General features: G+C 44.5%; 20 protein-coding genes and 1 tRNA gene. 12 read left to right on the top strand and 9 right to left on the bottom strand.

Features of this window, described 5'->3' with window-relative positions:
* Positions 1 to 604: 604 nt before the first annotated feature.
* The 4 genes from thrS to rplT all read left to right on the top strand — a co-directional run bounded on the left by thrS (position 605) and on the right by rplT (position 3,739).
* Positions 605 to 2,533, top strand: a complete 1,929-nt coding sequence (gene thrS / locus AC5YB1_RS10030) for a threonine--tRNA ligase (RefSeq protein WP_494519040.1) — start codon at positions 605 to 607, stop codon at positions 2,531 to 2,533.
* A gap of 3 nt (positions 2,534 to 2,536) precedes the next feature.
* Positions 2,537 to 3,079 (top strand): translation initiation factor IF-3, encoded by a 543-nt coding sequence (infC, locus tag AC5YB1_RS10035; protein WP_475516985.1) that lies wholly within the window; start codon positions 2,537 to 2,539, stop codon positions 3,077 to 3,079.
* A gap of 87 nt (positions 3,080 to 3,166) precedes the next feature.
* Positions 3,167 to 3,361 (top strand): 50S ribosomal protein L35, encoded by a 195-nt coding sequence (gene rpmI / locus AC5YB1_RS10040; RefSeq protein WP_011865828.1) that lies wholly within the window; start codon positions 3,167 to 3,169, stop codon positions 3,359 to 3,361.
* 18 nt (positions 3,362 to 3,379) lie between these two features.
* Positions 3,380 to 3,739, top strand: a complete 360-nt coding sequence (gene rplT / locus AC5YB1_RS10045) for a 50S ribosomal protein L20 (protein ID WP_011865827.1) — start codon at positions 3,380 to 3,382, stop codon at positions 3,737 to 3,739.
* 131 nt (positions 3,740 to 3,870) lie between these two features.
* Here rplT and trxB read toward each other — a convergent pair whose 3' ends face one another.
* Together trxB and ald are read right to left on the bottom strand one after the other, a co-directional pair.
* Positions 3,871 to 4,824 (bottom strand): thioredoxin-disulfide reductase, encoded by a 954-nt coding sequence (trxB, locus tag AC5YB1_RS10050; RefSeq protein WP_494519041.1) that lies wholly within the window; start codon positions 4,822 to 4,824, stop codon positions 3,871 to 3,873.
* Between the two features lie 132 nt (positions 4,825 to 4,956).
* Positions 4,957 to 6,072 carry an alanine dehydrogenase gene (gene ald, locus AC5YB1_RS10055; protein WP_494519042.1) on the bottom strand — a complete coding sequence of 372 codons (1,116 nt, stop codon included), beginning with the start codon at positions 6,070 to 6,072 and terminating at the stop codon, positions 4,957 to 4,959.
* A 178-nt stretch (positions 6,073 to 6,250) separates the two neighbouring features.
* On the opposite strand from ald, the gene lrp reads away from it, so the two are divergent.
* The 6 genes from lrp to serS all read left to right on the top strand — a co-directional run bounded on the left by lrp (position 6,251) and on the right by serS (position 13,129).
* A complete protein-coding gene (gene lrp / locus AC5YB1_RS10060) occupies positions 6,251 to 6,754 on the top strand; it encodes a leucine-responsive transcriptional regulator Lrp (RefSeq protein ID WP_110457698.1) in 504 nt (167 codons plus the stop codon).
* 179 nt (positions 6,755 to 6,933) lie between these two features.
* Positions 6,934 to 9,450 carry a DNA translocase FtsK gene (locus AC5YB1_RS10065; protein WP_494519043.1) on the top strand — a complete coding sequence of 839 codons (2,517 nt, stop codon included), beginning with the start codon at positions 6,934 to 6,936 and terminating at the stop codon, positions 9,448 to 9,450.
* Positions 9,451 to 9,489: 39 nt separating this feature from the next.
* A complete protein-coding gene (lolA, locus tag AC5YB1_RS10070; RefSeq protein WP_494521620.1) occupies positions 9,490 to 10,116 on the top strand; it encodes an outer membrane lipoprotein periplasmic chaperone LolA in 627 nt (208 codons plus the stop codon).
* Between the two features lie 8 nt (positions 10,117 to 10,124).
* On the top strand, positions 10,125 to 11,456 hold the full coding sequence (locus AC5YB1_RS10075) for a replication-associated recombination protein A (protein ID WP_494519044.1): 1,332 nt from the start codon (positions 10,125 to 10,127) through the stop codon (positions 11,454 to 11,456).
* Positions 11,449 to 11,823: a fluoride efflux transporter CrcB gene (gene crcB, locus AC5YB1_RS10080; protein WP_494519045.1), complete on the top strand. Its 375-nt coding sequence runs from the start codon at positions 11,449 to 11,451 to the stop codon at positions 11,821 to 11,823. Before AC5YB1_RS10075 ends, crcB begins: the two co-directional genes overlap by 8 nt.
* Positions 11,824 to 11,842: 19 nt before the next feature.
* A complete protein-coding gene (gene serS, locus AC5YB1_RS10085) occupies positions 11,843 to 13,129 on the top strand; it encodes a serine--tRNA ligase (RefSeq protein WP_494519046.1) in 1,287 nt (428 codons plus the stop codon).
* 225 nt (positions 13,130 to 13,354) lie between these two features.
* Here the strand turns inward: serS and AC5YB1_RS10090 are convergent, their stop codons facing one another.
* The 6 genes from AC5YB1_RS10090 to punR form a co-directional block, all read right to left on the bottom strand.
* Entirely contained in the window at positions 13,355 to 13,690 is a 336-nt protein-coding gene (locus tag AC5YB1_RS10090; protein WP_494519047.1) for a TusE/DsrC/DsvC family sulfur relay protein, read from the bottom strand.
* On the bottom strand, positions 13,687 to 13,959 hold the full coding sequence (gene tusB / locus AC5YB1_RS10095; RefSeq protein WP_494519048.1) for a sulfurtransferase complex subunit TusB: 273 nt from the start codon (positions 13,957 to 13,959) through the stop codon (positions 13,687 to 13,689). The genes AC5YB1_RS10090 and tusB overlap by 4 nt, the downstream gene beginning before the upstream one ends.
* The gene (gene tusC, locus AC5YB1_RS10100; protein ID WP_494519049.1) at positions 13,959 to 14,315 is read right to left on the bottom strand and encodes a sulfurtransferase complex subunit TusC; all 357 of its coding nucleotides are present in this window, start codon (positions 14,313 to 14,315) and stop codon (positions 13,959 to 13,961) included. The genes tusB and tusC overlap by 1 nt, the downstream gene beginning before the upstream one ends.
* A gap of 59 nt (positions 14,316 to 14,374) precedes the next feature.
* The gene (gene tusD, locus AC5YB1_RS10105) at positions 14,375 to 14,764 is read right to left on the bottom strand and encodes a sulfurtransferase complex subunit TusD (RefSeq protein WP_494519050.1); all 390 of its coding nucleotides are present in this window, start codon (positions 14,762 to 14,764) and stop codon (positions 14,375 to 14,377) included.
* A 127-nt stretch (positions 14,765 to 14,891) separates the two neighbouring features.
* Positions 14,892 to 15,551 (bottom strand): Bax inhibitor-1/YccA family protein, encoded by a 660-nt coding sequence (locus tag AC5YB1_RS10110; RefSeq protein ID WP_494519051.1) that lies wholly within the window; start codon positions 15,549 to 15,551, stop codon positions 14,892 to 14,894.
* A gap of 227 nt (positions 15,552 to 15,778) precedes the next feature.
* Positions 15,779 to 16,681 (bottom strand): DNA-binding transcriptional activator PunR, encoded by a 903-nt coding sequence (gene punR, locus AC5YB1_RS10115; protein WP_494519052.1) that lies wholly within the window; start codon positions 16,679 to 16,681, stop codon positions 15,779 to 15,781.
* A 117-nt stretch (positions 16,682 to 16,798) separates the two neighbouring features.
* Here punR and punC point away from each other — a divergent pair, with 117 nt between their 5' ends.
* Positions 16,799 to 18,064 (top strand): purine nucleoside transporter PunC, encoded by a 1,266-nt coding sequence (punC, locus tag AC5YB1_RS10120; protein ID WP_494519053.1) that lies wholly within the window; start codon positions 16,799 to 16,801, stop codon positions 18,062 to 18,064.
* A gap of 149 nt (positions 18,065 to 18,213) precedes the next feature.
* Positions 18,214 to 18,304: transfer RNA gene (locus AC5YB1_RS10125), tRNA-Ser, on the top strand.
* A 435-nt stretch (positions 18,305 to 18,739) separates the two neighbouring features.
* On the opposite strand, the gene AC5YB1_RS10130 is transcribed toward AC5YB1_RS10125, so the two are convergent.
* The gene (locus AC5YB1_RS10130) at positions 18,740 to 19,033 is read right to left on the bottom strand and encodes a tyrosine-type recombinase/integrase (protein ID WP_494519054.1); all 294 of its coding nucleotides are present in this window, start codon (positions 19,031 to 19,033) and stop codon (positions 18,740 to 18,742) included.
* Positions 19,034 to 19,115: the final 82 nt, after the last annotated feature.

Here is a 19,115-nt window from a genome sequence, read left to right on the forward strand (position 1 = left end):
TCCAATATCCAATGACAAAGCATAACAGGCTGGGTGGCTTAGTCGTTAGCTATTACCGAGTTGATGTTACCACTAAGTAGATTATCGATAAGCACGAGCAATGGTCAGCCGCCTTCTAGGTTGCAACTGTTTATTATAGGCCTATCTATATTAGGTCTAGCTAGAGACCAAGCGCTCAATTTATCGTGTTGCATCAATTGTGGTTAAAGTAAGGTCACTTGCCATGTCTTTGGTAGGCCTATGGTTGATGATGTAAAAAACTAAAATGATACATTCAAAAGTGGAAGGCATGCGATAGGTCGTGATGATTTTACACCTGTAAACAGCTTCTAGAATAAGGGTTATCTGAGTAAAGTAATGGCATGACAGCTAAATGTCACCTACGGAAGCTAACGGATAGCAATTACAGGTACAGTTTTTTAGGACGTTGAGTCGAGTCAGACCTGCTTTGCTCTTGCGGTTTGTAGCTCAGCCCCCTAAAATAACCGCCTTGCATTGAAGAACCCCAAAACTTTAGTAATGTTTTGCTCTTCAGATGCTTGTTTCTTTTGACTTACTAACCAAGTGGCCCTACGTGGGGGTCACCACTGGATAAGGAATTTTCATGCCTGTTATTACACTTCCTGATGGAAGCAAACGTGAGTTTGCCCATGCCGTATCTACACTTGATGTCGCCGCTGATATCGGTCCAGGTCTTGCCAAAGCCTGTATCGCAGGACGCGTTAATGGTGAGCTCAAAGATGCTTGTGACCTGATTGAATCAGATGCGGAACTTGCGATCATCACAGCCAAAGATGAAGAGGGCGTTGAGATATTACGTCACTCGTGTGCGCATCTATTAGGTCATGCCATTAAGCAGATGTGGCCAGAGACCAAGATGGCAATTGGACCTGTGATCGACAACGGTTTTTACTATGATATCGATCTTGATCATAAGTTGACCGACGATGATGTCGCCGAGCTAGAAAAACGCATGTTGGCGCTAGCAAAAACCGATTATAAAGTGATTAAGCGCGTAGTGAGCTGGCAAGAGGCACGCGACACGTTTGAGTCGCGCGGTGAAGTGTATAAGATGGCAATTTTGGATGAGAACATCAGCAAAGATGATTCGCCAGCACTTTATCATCACGAAGAATATATCGACATGTGTCGCGGACCTCATGTACCGAACATGAAGTTTTGTCATCACTTTAAGTTAATGAGTGTGGCCGGTGCTTACTGGCGCGGTAACTCTGACAATAAAATGTTACAACGTGTCTACGGTACAGCATGGGCCGATAAAAAAGCATTAAAGACCCACCTGACTCGCCTAGAAGAAGCGGCTAAACGCGACCATCGTAAAATTGGTAAGCAACTTGATTTGTACCATATGCAAGAAGAAGCACCGGGAATGGTGTTTTGGCACAATGATGGTTGGAGTCTATTCTTAGAATTAGAAAAGTTCATTCGCCAAAAGTTAGGCCAATATACTTATCAAGAAGTGAAAGGTCCATTAATGATGGATCGCGTACTTTGGGAACGCAGTGGTCATTGGGATAAATATTCTGAGGCAATGTTTACGACGCAATCAGAAAATCGTGAATATGCGGTTAAACCGATGAACTGTCCAGGTCATGTGCAGATTTTTAACCAAGGTTTAAAATCATACCGTGATCTCCCTTTACGTATGGCTGAGTTTGGCTGCTGTCATCGTAACGAGCCATCCGGCTCTTTACATGGCTTGATGCGCGTACGTGGTTTTACTCAAGATGATGCGCATATCTTCTGTACCGAAGAACAAGTGCAGCAAGAAGTTAGCGCCTGTATCAAGATGGTTTACGATACCTATGAAACATTCGGTTTCAAAGATATCGTGGTCAAGTTGTCGACGCGCCCAGAGAAACGTATTGGCGATGACGAGATGTGGGATCGTGCCGAACAAGCATTAATGGACGCATTGCAGGCAAATGAGATTGAATATGAGATTTTGCCAGGCGAAGGTGCCTTCTATGGCCCTAAAATTGAATTTACATTGCATGATTGCTTAGACAGAGCGTGGCAATGTGGTACAGTGCAGCTCGATTACGCACTGCCGGGCCGTTTAGGGGCAACTTATGTTGCCGAAGACAATAGTCGTCAAACGCCAGTGATGATCCATCGTGCTATTTTAGGCTCCTTAGAGCGCTTCCTTGGCATTTTGATTGAGGAATATGCGGGTAAATTCCCAACATGGCTTGCACCTGTGCAGGCTGTTGTAATGAATATTACCGATAAACAATCGAATTATGTGGATGAAGTTGTCAATTTATTCAAAGATCAGGGAATTCGAGCTTCGAAAGACTTGAGGAATGAGAAGATAGGCTTTAAAATACGCGAACACACACTAAGGCGTGTCCCCTATCTATTGGTCGTTGGTGACCAAGAAATGGAAAATAGGGAAGTAGCGGTGCGAACCAGAGATGGTGTTGACTTGGGTAAAATGCGAATCGAAGATTTTGCTGCCAAAGTCAAACAACAAATTTCGCTCCGTAGTCTAAAAATGTTGGAGGAATAGGTCATAAAGATCAAAAAAACAGATGCGCGCAAAGCAGCGGCAAATAGAATTAACGAACTCATTGTAGGCGTATCAGAGGTACGTTTAAGTGGGTTAGATGGTGAAGTTATCGGTATTGTCAGCCTCAAGGAAGCTCAAGAGCTTGCAGACGAAGCTGGTGCTGATCTGGTAGAGATTAGCCCTAATGCTGAGCCGCCTGTATGTCGTATTATGGACTACGGGAAGTTCATTTTTGAGAAAGGGAAAGCTCAAAAAGAACAAAAGAAGAAGCAAAAACAGATACAGGTGAAGGAAATTAAATTCCGTCCCGGTACTGATGAAAACGACTATCAGGTAAAACTACGCAACCTGACGCGTTTTCTAAATGACGGCGACAAAGCGAAAGTTACGCTGCGTTTCCGTGGTCGCGAGATGGCTCACCAGAGTCTTGGTATGAATCTTTTGAATCGTATTAAAGATGACTTGGCTGAGATAGCAGTTGTTGAGTCCTTTCCAAAAATGGAAGGACGTCAGGCTGTGATGGTACTTGCGCCGAAAAAGAAATAGTAAGGCAACCATAAAAAGTAGCAGAGACCTTTTTAGGGACTCTGCTCGCCTTGCGTTTTATTAATGTCCCAATGCGGAGTTTTAGCAATGCCTAAAATGAAAACAGACAAGGGTGTACAAAAGCGTTTTAAGAAAACCGCTAACGGTTTTAAGCGCAAACAAGCCCATTTACGTCATATTTTGACAAAGAAGAGCACTAAGCGTAAACGTCACTTACGTGCAAAATGTTTAGTTGCAAAGTCTGATGTGCCAGCAATCGCACGTCAACTACCATACGCTTAATTAAAGGAGTAAAGAACAATGCCTAGAGTTAAGCGTGGTGTAACCGCTCGTGCTCGTCACAAGAAAGTACTTAAACTAGCCAAAGGTTATTACGGAGCTCGCTCACGTACTTACCGTGTTGCAAAGCAAGCCGTAACTAAAGCTGGTCAATATGCTTACCGTGACCGTCGTCAAAAGAAACGTCAATTCCGTCAACTATGGATTGCACGTATCAATGCGGCTTCTCGTCAAAATGGTCTGTCTTATAGCCGTTTCATCAACGGTCTTAAGAAAGCGTCTATCGAAATCGATCGTAAGATTTTGGCTGACATCGCTGTATTCGACAAAGTTGTATTTGCAACTTTAGTTGAAAAAGCAAAAGAAGCATTAGCTAAGTAATTAGTATGTATTGCTTAGAAAAGGGGCCTTAGGGCCCCTTTTTTTATTTTAGATCTGTATTGATATTAGTCTCTGAATTTTAGAGACAAAAAAAGCAGACTATGTCTGCTTTTTTTCATTATGGTTGTCGGTTATTTCAATGCATCTAAATATCTTTCGGCATCGAGTGCAGCCATACAACCCGTACCGGCAGAAGTGATCGCTTGACGATAATGTTGATCCATTACATCGCCTGCGGCAAATACACCCTCAATACTGGTTTGAGTCGCATTGCCATCTAAACCACTTTGTACTTTGATGTAACCGTTGTTCATCTCGAGTTGCCCTGCAAACATCTCAGTGTTTGGCTTGTGACCAATGGCAACAAAAACGCCCATCACTTCCAGATCTGTGATTGAACCATCTTTGGTGCTCTTCATCTTGAGGCCAGTAACACCCATATTATCACCAACGACTTCCTCTAAGGTATTGTCCAGATGAAGGATGATGTTGCCGTTCTCAACTTTATCCATTAAGCGTTTGGTTAGGATCTTTTCCGAGCGGAAGCTGTCACGACGATGGATAAGATGAACTTCAGAAGCAATATTACTCAGGTAAAGCGCTTCTTCAACAGCTGTATTACCGCCGCCAATCACAGCCACTTTTTGGTTACGATAGAAGAAACCATCACACGTTGCACAGGCAGAAACCCCTTTACCTTTAAATGCTTCTTCTGATTCAAGTCCCAAGTACATAGCTGATGCACCGGTTGAGATGATTAAAGCATCACAGGTGTACTCACCACTGTCACCTTTCAATTGGAAAGGGCGCACCTGTAGATTTACTTCATTGATATGATCGAATACGATTTCAGTGTCGAACTTCTCTGCATGCTTTTGCATCCGATCCATTAATGCTGGACCAGTAAGATCATCAGCATCACCAGGCCAGTTTTCAACTTCAGTCGTGGTGGTCAACTGACCACCTTGTTGCATCCCGGTGATCATTACAGGCTTCAAGTTGGCTCTAGCTGCATATACGGCTGCAGTATATCCGGCGGGTCCAGAACCCAAAATTAGTAAGTTACAGTGTCTAGCTTGGCTCATCTTTCTCTCCGTGCCTTTAGCGAATTGCAGCGATTGTAGGGAATTTAATGGTGAGGGTAAAGGCAATCTTTTAGATTGACCTAATCGAAAAAGGGAGCCCAAAGGCTCCCTCAACGGTGTTTTACCTAGAAATTAAGCTAACAAAATGTTTGGATCGACAAATTCCAGTGCTAAGGCGTCAGCCACTTCTTTACAGGTGATCTTACCATGCATTACGTTAAGCCCGTTAAGCAAGTGTTTATCTTGTAATAAGGCATTACGATAACCTAAGTCTGCCAGTTTTATGATATAGGGCAGGGTTGCATTATTTAATGCAACCGTCGATGTCCGTGCAACTGCACCAGGCATGTTAGCCACGCAGTAGTGAACCACGTCATCCACAATATAGGTAGGATCTTGATGAGTGGTTGCGTGAGAGGTTTCAACACAACCACCTTGGTCAATAGCAACGTCGACAATCGCGCTACCAGGCTTCATCTGCTTGATGTGCTCTTTAGTGACCAGTTTCGGCGCTGCAGCGCCAGGCACTAACACTCCGCCAATCACTAAATCTGCCTCTAATACATGTTTTTCAATAGCAGCAGCTGTTGAATAGATGGCTTTAACTCGATTATCAAACTGGGCATTTAACCGGCGTAGGGCATCGATGCTGCGATCTAGAACAACCACATCAGCACCGAGACCTACCGCCATTTGCGCAGCGTTGGTACCAACCATACCGCCACCGATAATGACCACTTTTGCTGGCTCAACCCCTGGCACACCGCCAAGTAACATGCCGCGGCCACCTTTAGATTTTTCAAGTGCCATGGCACCAGCTTGAATCGACATACGACCGGCAACTTCAGACATAGGGGCCAATAGCGGTAAACCACCACGATTATCGGTGACCGTTTCGTAAGCGATACAAACGGCGCCGCTGTTAACAAGATCGTTGGTCTGTGGCAAATCTGGCGCAAGGTGAAGGTAGGTAAATAGCAGTTGGTCTTGACGCAGCATCGCGCGCTCAACGGCTTGTGGTTCTTTAACTTTGACAATCATCTCTGCTTTTTCAAACACTTCTTCTGCAGTGTTTAAAATAGATGCGCCTGCATCAATATAGTCTTGGTCATTAAAGTCAATGCCTAAACCAGCATTGGTTTCCACGTAAACAACATGACCTTTATTGGTCAATTCGCGGACACTAGACGGTACCATACCGACACGATACTCGTGGTTTTTGATTTCTTTAGGTACACCAATTATCATCTTCGAGCCTCAAAATGTAGAAAAACCCATTTTTGTGGGTTGTATTGTTATTTTATATGACCTGAACGTGATTGTTTCAGGGAAATCTAGTATAGTATCACTTCGGTAGTGAATACTGCCGTATTTCGGGTGTATGCAGAACTAAATATTGTTTTAGTGATAAAGCAAGGTCAAAAATATGCTTAATAATAAAAAGAGTCCTATAAAAGACTTAGATCGGATCGATCGTAATATTCTTAATGAGTTACAAATGGATGGCCGCATTTCTAATGTTGAGTTGTCTAAGCGTGTAGGCTTAAGCCCTACGCCTTGTTTGGAGAGAGTTAAAAGACTCGAAAAGCAGGGATATATCAATGGTTATACAGCGTTAGTAAATCCTCATTTTCTTGGGGCGTCTTTATTAGTGTTTGTTGAGATAACGCTTAATCGTGATACTGCTGAAGTATTTGATAAATTTAATCGGGCGGTTCAGTTATTAGATGATATTCAAGAATGCCATTTAGTTTCTGGAGACTTCGACTATTTGTTAAAAACCCGCGTATCAGATATGTCCGCATATCGTCGCTTGTTAGGTGAAACCTTATTGAAGTTGCCTGCCGTTTCAGATACCCGTACATACGTGGTGATGGAAGAAGTAAAGCAAACCAATAGAGTGGCAATTAACGTCACGCTCGAATCGTAGATCTTTTTAAGTCGTAAAAAGGAGCTTTTAAAGCTCCTTTTTTTTTATGCCGCATATAATTTCATCAACAACCCGATTATCGTCTTCTATTACGCTGTATCAACAGGGAAAACGCTGCACCTTGCAGATTATTTTGATATCTTAGCGCTACCTATTATTTTTTCATCATGGGTTTTCGTTTGTCTAAGGGAAATAGTGTAAAAACACTCAGCGGCATACAGCGTCTACTAGAAGGTGGACTGATTTTTTGCTGTATGGTGGCAACATTTGTGCTACTGGCGTTAAGCAGTTTTGATTCTTCCGATCCGGGATGGAGTCAATCACATTTCGACGGTGAAATAAAAAATCTGACTGGCGCGGTAGGTGCTTGGCTGGCTGATGTTTTATTCTATTTTTTTGGCTATACAGCCTATATTATACCGGTGATCGTCGCCTTAACAGGCTGGTTGCTTTTTAAACGTATCCATAAGTTACTCGAAATCGATTACTTCTCTGTTGGCCTACGGCTTATCGGTTTTCTGTTGATCATGTTTAGCCTTGCGGCACTTGCTAGCATGAATGCTAATGATATTTATGAGTTTTCAGCTGGTGGCGTATCGGGGGATGTGATCAGCAGCGCCATGTTGCCCTATTTTAATCAACTCGGTACGACCTTACTGTTACTGTGCTTTGTCGGCGCAGGCTTTACCTTACTCACTGGGGTGAGTTGGTTAACCGTTATTGATGCTATCGGCTATGCCACTATTTGGTGCTTTAGGCAATTAAAAACAATTCCTGAAAAGTTCTCTAGCGCACCCGAAACCGATGACACTAAAGGCTTTATGTCTGTGGTTAATCGCTTTAAAGAACAGCGCCGCCAACACCATGAAAACACGTTTGATGCAGATGACCAAGATGATGACTTAACAGGTGATAGGCTTGTGAGCGATAACGACAGCATCATCGATATGGCTCATATTAACTCAGATGTGGATGATGCACGGCCATTGCTGAGTAAAGAAGAGAAACAAAGTAAAGCTCAATCAAGCCAAATAGCCCACTCAATCGACGCAGAAGTTGATGATGCTGAGATCGACTTTGAGAATAGACATTCGACAGGGGCGGTGGTTGCAGCTAAGCGATTGAAAGAGAAAGCTAAGATTGTCGACGGTGTTGTCGTCCTTCCCGGTGGCGACAGTGCACAACCCACTAAGCCCACCACGCCATTACCCGATATTTCATTGCTTGATGTCCCGAATCGCAAAGCCAATCCAATTAGTCCTGAAGAGTTGGACCAAGTGGCTAGGCTGGTTGAAGTAAAACTGGCTGACTTTAATATTGTCGCCAAAGTTGTTGGGGTTTTCCCAGGACCTGTGGTAACCCGCTTTGAATTAGAGCTCGCTCCAGGGGTTAAAGCATCTAAAATTACCAATTTATCTAAAGACTTAGCTCGCTCACTACTTGCTGAAAGTGTGCGTGTTGTCGAGGTGATCCCAGGTAAAGCTTACGTAGGTATTGAATTGCCTAATAAGTTCCGCGAAACGGTATTTATGCGTGATGTTTTGGATAGCAAAGCCTTTGCCGACAGTCAATCGCATCTGAGTATGGTACTTGGGCAAGATATTGCGGGTGAACCTGTTGTCGTTGACTTGAGTAAAATGCCTCATTTATTAGTGGCGGGTACCACTGGGTCGGGTAAGTCGGTCGGGGTCAATGTGATGATCACCAGCTTGCTATATAAGTCTGGCCCTGATGATGTGCGTTTTATTATGATTGACCCTAAAATGCTCGAATTATCTGTCTATGAAGGCATTCCGCATTTACTGTGTGAAGTGGTGACAGACATGAAAGAGGCGGCCAATGCACTGCGCTGGTGTGTCGGTGAGATGGAGCGTCGCTATAAGTTGATGTCCGCATTAGGGGTGCGTAATCTCAAGGGCTATAACGCTAAAATTAAAGAGGCCAAGGCACAAGGCGAGGTGATAACCGACCCGCTATGGCGCTCGCAAGATAGCATGGAGGAGCAAGCCCCCGAACTGGATAAACTGCCTTCCATTGTGGTGGTTGTGGACGAATTTGCCGATATGATGATGATTGTCGGTAAAAAAGTGGAAGAACTTATCGCCCGTATCGCTCAAAAAGCGCGGGCAGCAGGCATCCACTTGATTTTAGCGACTCAGCGTCCTTCGGTCGATGTGATAACTGGCTTAATTAAAGCCAATATTCCAACACGTATGGCGTTTCAGGTGTCATCACGCATCGACTCACGTACCATTTTAGATCAGCAAGGGGCCGAAGCTTTGCTCGGTATGGGTGACATGCTTTACTTGCCACCAGGTACGAGTGTGCCTAATCGAGTACATGGTGCATTTATTGACGACCATGAAGTCCATGCGGTTGTTGCTGATTGGCACCGCCGCGGTAAGCCACAATATATTGATGAAATTTTACAGGGCTCAGCGGAAGGTGAACAAGTCTTGTTGCCAGGTGAAGCGGCGGAAAGCGATGAAGATACCGATGCACTTTACGATGATGCCGTTGCCTTTGTTACCGAAACACGCCGCGGCTCAATCTCCAGTGTTCAACGTAAATTTAAGATTGGTTATAACCGCGCTGCGCGTATTATCGAACAGATGGAGGCGCAAGGTGTGGTGAGCTCTCAAGGACATAATGGTAATCGAGAGGTATTAGCGCCCCCGCCACCTAAAGTGTATTAAGTGATCTTGGGTGATATAAATAGGAACAGAAAAATCATGATGTTGAATCGAATTTCGTTACTCGCTTTAAGCTTGCCTTTGCTGTTTACCGCGCAGTCCAGTGCCGATAATGCGGCCTCTTTAAAGCAAAGACTAAGCGATTTAAATAGTTTAAAAGCCCAATTTAGCCAAACCGTTACCGACATTAACGGTAAGGTTATCCAGCAGGGCGAGGGAACATTTGCCCTTGCCGTGCCCAATCAATTTTATTGGCATTTAACCTCACCAGATGAGTCACTCATTGTGGCTGATGGTCAAGATGTGTGGATTTACAATCCGTTTGCCGAAGAGGTGTCTGTACTTGATTTAAATCAGGCTATTGAGGCATCTCCCATCGCTTTATTGGTTCATCGTGATGACTATACTTGGCAACAATATCAGGTCATCCAAGCTGACAACTGTTATTCCATCGCGCCTAAAGATGTCGATGCTGGGGTCGCCAAGGTTGAGGTGTGTTTTAACAGTACTAGTTTACACACTATGAAACTTGAAGATCAGCAAGGTAATCTCAGTGAGTTTAACTTGTCTGAACAAGCGACATTGACCGATGCCGATAAGACCCTGTTTGAATTTACGGTACCCGAAGGCGTTGATATTGACGATCAACGCTTAAAAGCAATTAAGTAGGCTAGCTTGTGTCAACGTTAACCTTTGATTTTGCCCCCGACTTTAGGCCTCTTGCGGCCAGAATGCGCCCAGAAACCATAGAGCAATATATTGGTCAAGGCCATCTGCTTGAGGCTGGAAAGCCGCTGCGCAAAGCCCTTGAGGCGGGGCGAGCCCACTCTATGATGCTGTGGGGGCCACCCGGTACAGGCAAAACCACCTTAGCTGAGTTAATTGCCAAGTACACTAACGCCCATGTTGAGCGGATTTCGGCGGTCACCTCAGGGGTTAAAGAGATCCGCACCGCCATCGAGCATGCTAAAAATGTCGCCCAATCTCGCGGGCAGCGCACCTTATTATTTGTTGATGAGGTACATCGCTTTAATAAGAGCCAGCAAGATGCATTTTTACCATTTATTGAAGATGGTACGGTGATTTTCATCGGCGCCACCACCGAAAATCCCTCATTTGAAATTAATAACGCGCTTTTGTCCCGGGCGAGGGTTTATTTAATTAAACGCTTATCTGATGATGAGATCAAAGCCATAGTGCAGCAGGCGCTGCATGATGAGCAGCGCGGCCTGGGTAAACGTCAGTTACAGATGCCCGATACGGTGGCGACAAAGTTAGCCACTATTTGCGAAGGGGATGCGCGTAAAGCCCTTAATCTTATTGAGCTAATGAGCGACATGATTGCCGATGGCGAATCCTTTAGTGAATCGCTGTTAATTGATGTGGCAGGTCAGCAATTGGCTGGGTTCGACAAAAATGGCGATCAATATTATGACCTTATTTCAGCGGTGCATAAATCGATTCGCGGCTCTGCGCCCGATGCGGCGCTGTATTGGTTTTGCCGTATGCTAGAAGGCGGCTGCGATCCGCTTTATATCGCCAGACGATTACTGGCCATCGCCTCTGAAGATATCGGTAATGCCGATCCGGTGGCAATGACGGTGGCACTCAATGCTTGGGACTGTTTTCACCGTGTGGGTCCCTCTGAAGGTGAGCGTGCTATAGCTCAAGCCATAGTGTATTTAGCCAGTGCGCCCAAAAGTAATGCGGTTTATACTGCCTTTAAAGCCGCGCGAACCTTAGCGCGTGAAACCGGTCAAGCTCCAGTGCCTAACCATCTGCGTAACGCGCCAACACAATTGATGGCCGATATTGGTTTAGGCGAGGGTTACCGTTATGCCCATGACGAGCCGCAATCCTACGCCAGTGGTGAATGTTATTTCCCTGCAGAGTTAGCTCAGAGTCGTTTTTATTATCCAACCGAGCATGGGTTTGAAAAACGGATTAAGGCTAAACTCGAATTACTAGCCCAGCTCGATAGCCAAAGTGAGTTGAAACGCTATGAGTAATCTACTGTTTGTGGCAATAGGTGGCTCAATTGGGGCTGTTTTTCGTTATCTGATCTCAATATTGATGATTCAGGTATTTGGCTCAGCATTTCCTTTTGGTACACTGGTCGTCAATATGATTGGCTCATTCTTGATGGGCGTGATTTATGCGCTAGGTCAAGTCAGTCATGTCAGTCCGGAAATGAAAGCACTCGTGGCTGTAGGTTTATTAGGGGCGCTGACAACATTTTCAACCTTTTCCAATGAAACCTTGCTATTAATTCAACAAGGGCAGTGGTTGAAAGCTTTTATTAATATCGCTCTGAACCTTTGTCTATGCCTTTTCATGGTTTACATAGGGCAGCAGTTGGTTTTTTCTCGCATTTAACTATTAAGAAACTAAAAACATGTTAGATCCCAAATTTTTAAGAACAGAATTAGAAGCAACGGCCGAGCGTCTCGCAACCCGTGGGTTTATTCTTGACGTTGGTCGTTTAAGCCAGTTAGAGGAAAAGCGTAAGTCGCTGCAAGTGGCGACCGAGGAGTTGCAAGCCTCGCGTAACGCCATCTCAAAGTCTATTGGTCAAGCCAAAGCTAAGGGTGAAGATGTAGCACCTATCATGGCGCAAGTAGGCGATTTAGGCGCAGAGCTTGATAGTAAAAAAGCAGAGTTAGCAGTCTTACTTGACGAACTTAACGCGATTGCGATGAGCGTGCCAAATCTACCTGACGAGTCGGCTCCGATTGGCGCGGACGAAAATGATAATGTGGAGATCCGTCGCTGGGGTGAAGCAACACAATTTGATTTTGAAGTTAAAGATCATGTTGATTTAGGTGAATTGCACAGTGGTCTTGATTTCAAAAACGCGGTTAAGATCACCGGTTCACGCTTTATCGTGATGAAGGGACAAATTGCCCGTATGCACCGTGCATTGGCGCAGTTCATGCTTGACCTGCACACCAATGAACATGGCTATACCGAAGCTTATGTTCCCTTATTGGTCAACGAAGACAGTCTGTTAGGCACTGGTCAATTGCCTAAGTTTGGTGAAGATCTGTTTCATACCAAGCCGGCTACTGAAGAGGGGCAGGGCTTAAGCTTGATCCCAACGGCAGAAGTACCGTTGACTAACCTTGCACGCGATACCATTATCGACGAAGATGAGTTGCCCGTTAAGCTTACTGCGCACACCGCGTGTTTTAGAAGTGAAGCTGGCTCATACGGTCGTGACACGCGAGGACTTATTCGTCAGCATCAATTCGATAAAGTTGAATTAGTGCAACTGGTTAAGCCTGAAGATTCGATGGCGGCGCTAGAAAGCCTAACCCAACATGCCGAAACCGTATTACAAAAGCTGGTGCTGCCTTATCGCACTGTGGTGTTATGTACTGGTGATATGGGCTTTGGCGCAGCTAAGACTTACGACATTGAAGTGTGGTTGCCTGCACAAAATACCTATCGTGAGATTTCATCTTGCAGCAATATGCAAGATTTCCAGGCTCGCCGCATGCAAGCACGTTATAAAGCCAAGTCAGCCAAAAAACCTGCATTATTGCACACACTCAATGGCTCAGGTTTAGCTGTTGGCCGTACTTTGGTCGCCGTGTTAGAGAACTATCAAAACGCCGACGGAACTATTACGGTACCCGAGGTGTTACGTCCTTATATGGGCGGCATGACCCAAATAGGCTAACGCTTAGAGAACATAGGCTTAATGGATAACGGTAGGCACTTTTTTCAGTGGCTGACCTATGTAGTCATTATCTGTATTTTCGTTGGCGTTATGCTAGCTACATTTGGTAAAGCAGTCTTGGTGATATTAAAAAACCTATAATAAAAAAGCCTAGCGATGCTAGGCTTTTTTGTATTGAATCAAGGTGCTATTGCTTATTGGTGAGTAGTCGACTCGCTACTCAATTTAAATACATTTTGCCGGTTTTGGCAGGCCTGCTACTTTCGTCGCTTGCTTGGCTGGCCCAGCAGGAAATAGCGTGTAAAGGTATTTTGAATTGCCTTTTTCGGCGCCGAGCGCCTGACCAATAGCTTTAACTAATACACGTATCGCTGGGCTGGTGTTGTATTCTAAATAAAAATTACGCACAAAATGTATCACCTCCCAATGGGCTGGCGTGAGTTCGATATTCTCACCCGCGGCGATCACCTTAGCCAACTCCTCATGCCAATCGTTGACATTTTTAAGATAGCCTTGAGCATCTGTTTCAATTTTTTCAGCTTGATATTGTATGTAGTTCACCAGCTTATCACCTTTGAATGAAGCAATGTTTGTTGCACAAACGCTTGTTGAGCAATACCTGAATAATTGACCAGCAGGTCGCCAAGTCCGCGAGCTTCAACATCGTCTTGCAACAGCAGTACGTTACGTTGTGCTACCGCTTGCTGCCATTGAGTCTGCAGTAACAGGTTGACGGCATCGCCACGCAGCAGCAGGGTATCTTGCTCAGCCATATAGCGCAAACAAGAGATTAGCGCGGTATCCGCGGTTTGAATAATATGTAATATCATTAGTATACAAACACCTCATCGGCTAGCTGTAATTGCGCGGTTATCGCCTTGGGCTCTAGTGGTTCGACCGTTATCGCACAGTGCTCAAGGTTGAGTGCTCTATCCTGTAAAGATTGATGGCAAATAAACACTTGCTCAATATCATAGAGAGGCAGAGCCTTAAAGGTTGCAATAAAATCACGGCATCCAATCTGCGCTGGCTGTTGATTAGGCAGCAGATTGAGCACACCATCATCGACAAATATTAAGGTTACTTGTTGTTCAAAACTGGCGCTAAGCAGCGCAAAATCAAGCCCTTCACGGCTACTGGCACTGCCATGAGGTGCATGGCGAAACACAACGGTGATTTTTTTCATCTTGTTCCTAAAAGAGACGCAGAAATCGAAACGTTAGCATCGAGCTAATCGCACCAAGACTAAAAGCAGACCACTCTATCAGCCTGCTCTATACCGGTCACCAACTCACCTAAACCGCCCATAACAAAAGGGCTATCACAGTTCCAATGGGCAAGTTGTTGTTCGCTGGCTTCTGTTTGCGATAACACGCCGCGTCTTAATGCGGCAGAAACGCAATTAATTAATGGGACATTATGCTGTTGGCCAAATGCTATCCAAGCCTTAGTGAGGTCGAATTCGTCAGATGCGGGACTATTTAAACCATTGGTTGATAATACGCCATCTTGATAAAAGAATACCCGCACTATTTCATGACCTTCAGCGATAGCCGCTTTGGCAAAGCACAATGCTTGAAAACTGGTATTTTGACCGTAGGCGGGTTGATTGACTTGAATTAACATTTTACTCATGAAGATCAATATTCCCAATAATAGAGCAAAAAAAGCTCCCATAATTGGGAGCTATTCTATCGTAATTTATCCCTATACCCCAAACAGACGCTGCAGTCCTTCAAGGGGGAGGTGATTAAGCGGTAAATTAATCGTCGTTACCGATCCCCATTAAGTGCAGAATAGAGATAAATAGGTTTAAGAAATCCAAGTATAGCGAGATAGTCGCACGGATATAATTGGTTTCACCGCCGTTAACGATGCGGCTGGTGTCATATAAAATGAACCCTGTCATCAGTAATGCGACACCCGCGTTAAGCGCCATAAATACGGTACCGCTGCCAATAAAGATATTGGCGATACCCGCAACGATGGCAATCACCAAACCGGCAATTAAAAAGCCACGCATGAATGAAAAATCTTTTTTAGTGGTTAGTGCATAACCAGACAGAGCGATAAACACTACTGAGGTTAAGCCTAAAGCCTGCATGATCAACTGAGGTCCGTTCGCCATGCCCGCATAGTGGTTAAGCATATAACCTAAAGACGCACCTTCCATGCCTGTAAAAGCAAACACCCAAAAAAGCCCTGCAGCAGATTCAGCTTTTCTTAATGTGACAAATAGCAGTACCAATCCGCCAAGGGATAATCCCAAAGACATCATAGGCCCAATCTGCATCGCCATGGCGAGGCCTGCACATAATGCAGAGAATGCGAGTGTCATCGACAATAGCATATAGGTATTTTTAAGCAGTTTATTAACAACTTCTGTCGAAGCATGTCCTGCGTACAGTGTTTCTTGTGTCATCTTTTTCTCCAGTGACCCGAAATAACTTTTGCTTAGCGTTATTGCTTAATCAGTGTGACTCAATGGTAAAAGTGTCCAATGATTATTTGAGTTCATTCATATTCAACAGTTCCATTAGGTGAATAGAATTTTACGCTAGTCAATGTCCATGGGTAAATCATACCTGAGCCAGCGCTGAGGTAAAAGCGCTAGTCGCTGATTAATACTAATTGGTTGATGCTAAATGATTAATGAAACCAATCTCGTTGCAATTTTTCACTGTCGCCTAAGTAATCCAATACCCACGCCATGGCCGGAGACATATTGGCATCGTTCCAGGCTAAGCAGCAAGGACTAGGGGCTTTGGGCCTCTCTAACTGTTTTTCGATAAGCGCGCCCGCCTGAATAAAAGGTGCTGCAAAATGTTTGGGCATATAACCTATACCTAAACCTTCACGGAAGCAGTTAATTGCACGTATCCAATCGGGAACGACTAAGCGGCGCTGATTTTCAAGCAACCAAGTCATGCGTTTGGGGATCTCTCGTGAGGTATCTTCAAGGCAAATGGCAGGGTAGGCCTTGAGTTCATCGTCAAGTAAAGGGCGGTCTATTGCAGCTAATGGATGATGTTTACTGACCAAGAAGGTCCAATCGATATGGCCCATATCTTTAAAACGATAATCGCCCCCAACAGGGATGGCAGTCGTTGCGCCAATGGCAATGTCGCTGCGACCTGTGGCGATAGACTCCCAAACACCATTAAACACTTCGATGCGAATGATCAGCTCGACATTGTCGAAATGGCGATAAAAATCGGCAATCAACACACTGATCTTATCCGCCCTGACAATATTATCTAGCGCGATAGATAATGTCGGCTGCCAACCATTAGCCACGCGTTTAGTATTGTCTTTTAGGTCTTCGATTTTGGTGAGCACTTGGCGAGCCTGTTTAACAAAGTGCTCGCCGGCCGGCGTTAAGCTAACACTGCGATGGTGACGTTCAAACAGCACCACGCCTAACTCATCTTCTACTTGCTTAACGGCGTAACTCACAGCAGAAGGCACTTTATGCAGCTTATTGGCTGCGGCGGTAAAGCTACCCGCGCGGGCCACCATGTCGATCAGTTTCATAGATTGTTCTGAAAGCATACTCTTGGGTCCTTGCTGTGAGAATTTTTCAAACCTGTAAGCAAAAATAAACGCTTCACAACCAATAAGCAAGTATCTACACTCCGCGACTCGTTATTTTGTTACTAGTGTGAATGTATGAATTTTATGAATAAATGCGGAAAATTGCTGTTTTTTATCTATCTTGCGTTGCTGAGTATGTTGGGTTTTGTTGCAACTGATATGTATTTACCTGCTTTCAAAGCAATTGAAGCAACATTTGGAGCGCCCCCCAGCCATGTGGCAAGTTCATTGACCTTTTTCTTAGCTGGTTTGGCTATCGGTCAATTATTATATGGGCCATTGGTGCAGCGTTTTGGTAAGCGTAACAGCTTGCTATTTGGCTTAATGGTGTTTGGTTGTGCCAGTTATATGGTTGCGGTGAGTGATACTATGTGGCTGTTCAATCTTGGCCGCTTCTTCCAGGCCATTGGTGCCTGCAGCGCTGCCGTGATTTGGCAAGCCATCGTTATCGATAAATATGAAGCGACTGAAGCACAAAAAATGTTCAGTAATATTATGCCTTTGGTGGCACTCTCACCTGCGTTAGCGCCAATACTAGGTGCGTATGTATTAGAGCATAGTGAATGGCGCAGTATATTTATGCTATTGACTGGCCTCACAGTGCTGTTGATGTTGGCAACCATTATGTGGGTTAAATCGGAGCGAGTTGAAAGTAACGCTGCAGCACCTACAAAGGTGGGGGTGAGTTATCTTGATATGCTTAAGAGCCCACAATACCTGGGTAACGTATTAATATTTGGGGCTTGCTCTGCGGCGTTTTTCTCGTATCTGACGCTGTGGCCAATCACCATGGAACAACACGGTTACCAAGCCACTGAAATTGGCCTGAGCTTTATACCTCAAACAGTCATGTTTATTGTGGGAGGTTACATGAGCAAAGTGCTTATTCGCAAAATCGGTACTGAGCAGACCTTAACTATTTTATTGTTACTGTTTGGCATGTGTGTTGCTGGGATCGCCTTTAGCACCTTAGTGATGCAGGCCGACACCATTTGGCCTTTGTTGAGCATCTTTTCGGTATTAGCGGCGGCTAATGGTGCTTGTTATCCTATTGTGGTTAATTGTGCGCTGCAGGTCTTTAAGCAAGCTTCAGCGAAGGCGGCAGGTTTACAGAACTTTTTGCAGATAAGCTTAGCGTTTGGTGCATCATCAATTGTTGCGATATGGGCAATACATGCCGAAGTGACCATAGCTATTGCGATTGTGGTATCGTCGCTAGGTGTGCTGGTTGGATATAAAATGCGCCGTTTAAATAGCTGGGGCGAATTAAGAAAAAAGTTGAGTAAAGAACTGGCAACACCCGATAACTCTCGCGTTGGTATTAACAGCGACGAAAGTTAATCGCATTGATCATTCAGGGCCATCATGTTCTTTAAACATAGTTGAAAGTCAGTGATGCCCCTTAGTTGATGGTTAGTTAAGCAGTTGATGCCGCGAATACCATTTTTACTTTACATCGATTAAAGCGCGCTATATTATTCGCGGCGTTCGGAGAGATGGCAGAGTGGTCGAATGCACCGGTCTTGAAAACCGGCATGGGTTTATAGCCCATCTAGGGTTCAAATCCCTATCTCTCCGCCACATTAAAACAAAAAGCCCGTTATCGAAAGATAACGGGCTTTTTGCTGTTTGTACGACCACTACTTGTACTCGCTTATGATAGTGACTTGAACCCTAGGGTTCCTATTGTTTAAAGTCAGCTATCTCTTCGCCACATTAAAACAAAAGGCCTTATCGAAAGGTAACGGGCTTTTGCTGTTTGTACTATCACTATTTGTACTTCCGCTATTATTACTAGTTAAAGATAGCGACTTGAACCCTCGGGTTCCTATTGTTTAAAGTCAGCTATCTCTTTACCACATTAAAACAAAAGGCCTTATCGAAAGATAACGGGTTTTTTGCTATTTGTACGACCACTACTTGTACTCGCTTATGATAGCGACTTGACCCTAGGGTTAACTTTAAATTTTAAACAAGGCAAAATTTCAGTTCGATCCTAATGACAAGATTTAGGTTTTATCTGTCCAGTGGGCTGACGATGCCGGTTTGGTTGATACCCGCTGCATGAGTATAAATCTGGATGGTTTTAAGATCTTTATGTCCAAGCTGTTCTTGTATGGTTCTTATATCTGTTCCATGTTGTAGAAGTTGAGTCGCGAACGAATGCCTGAAAGCATGGGCTGTGACTCGCTTACCCACCTGAGCCTGTTTTGTGGCGACTCTTAATGCTCGTTGAACTTGGCTATAGCTGATGAGATAGCGCACCCAGTAAAGATAAGACTTTTCCGTTTGCAAACTGTGAATCGCCACTGGTTTCCTAGATACCTTTTTGCTTAGGTAAAATTATCTAAAATCAACTAAAATCAATTTAAACTTATCGATAACGCCGTAG

It is taken from the genome of Shewanella sp. 433, from assembly GCF_059338565.1.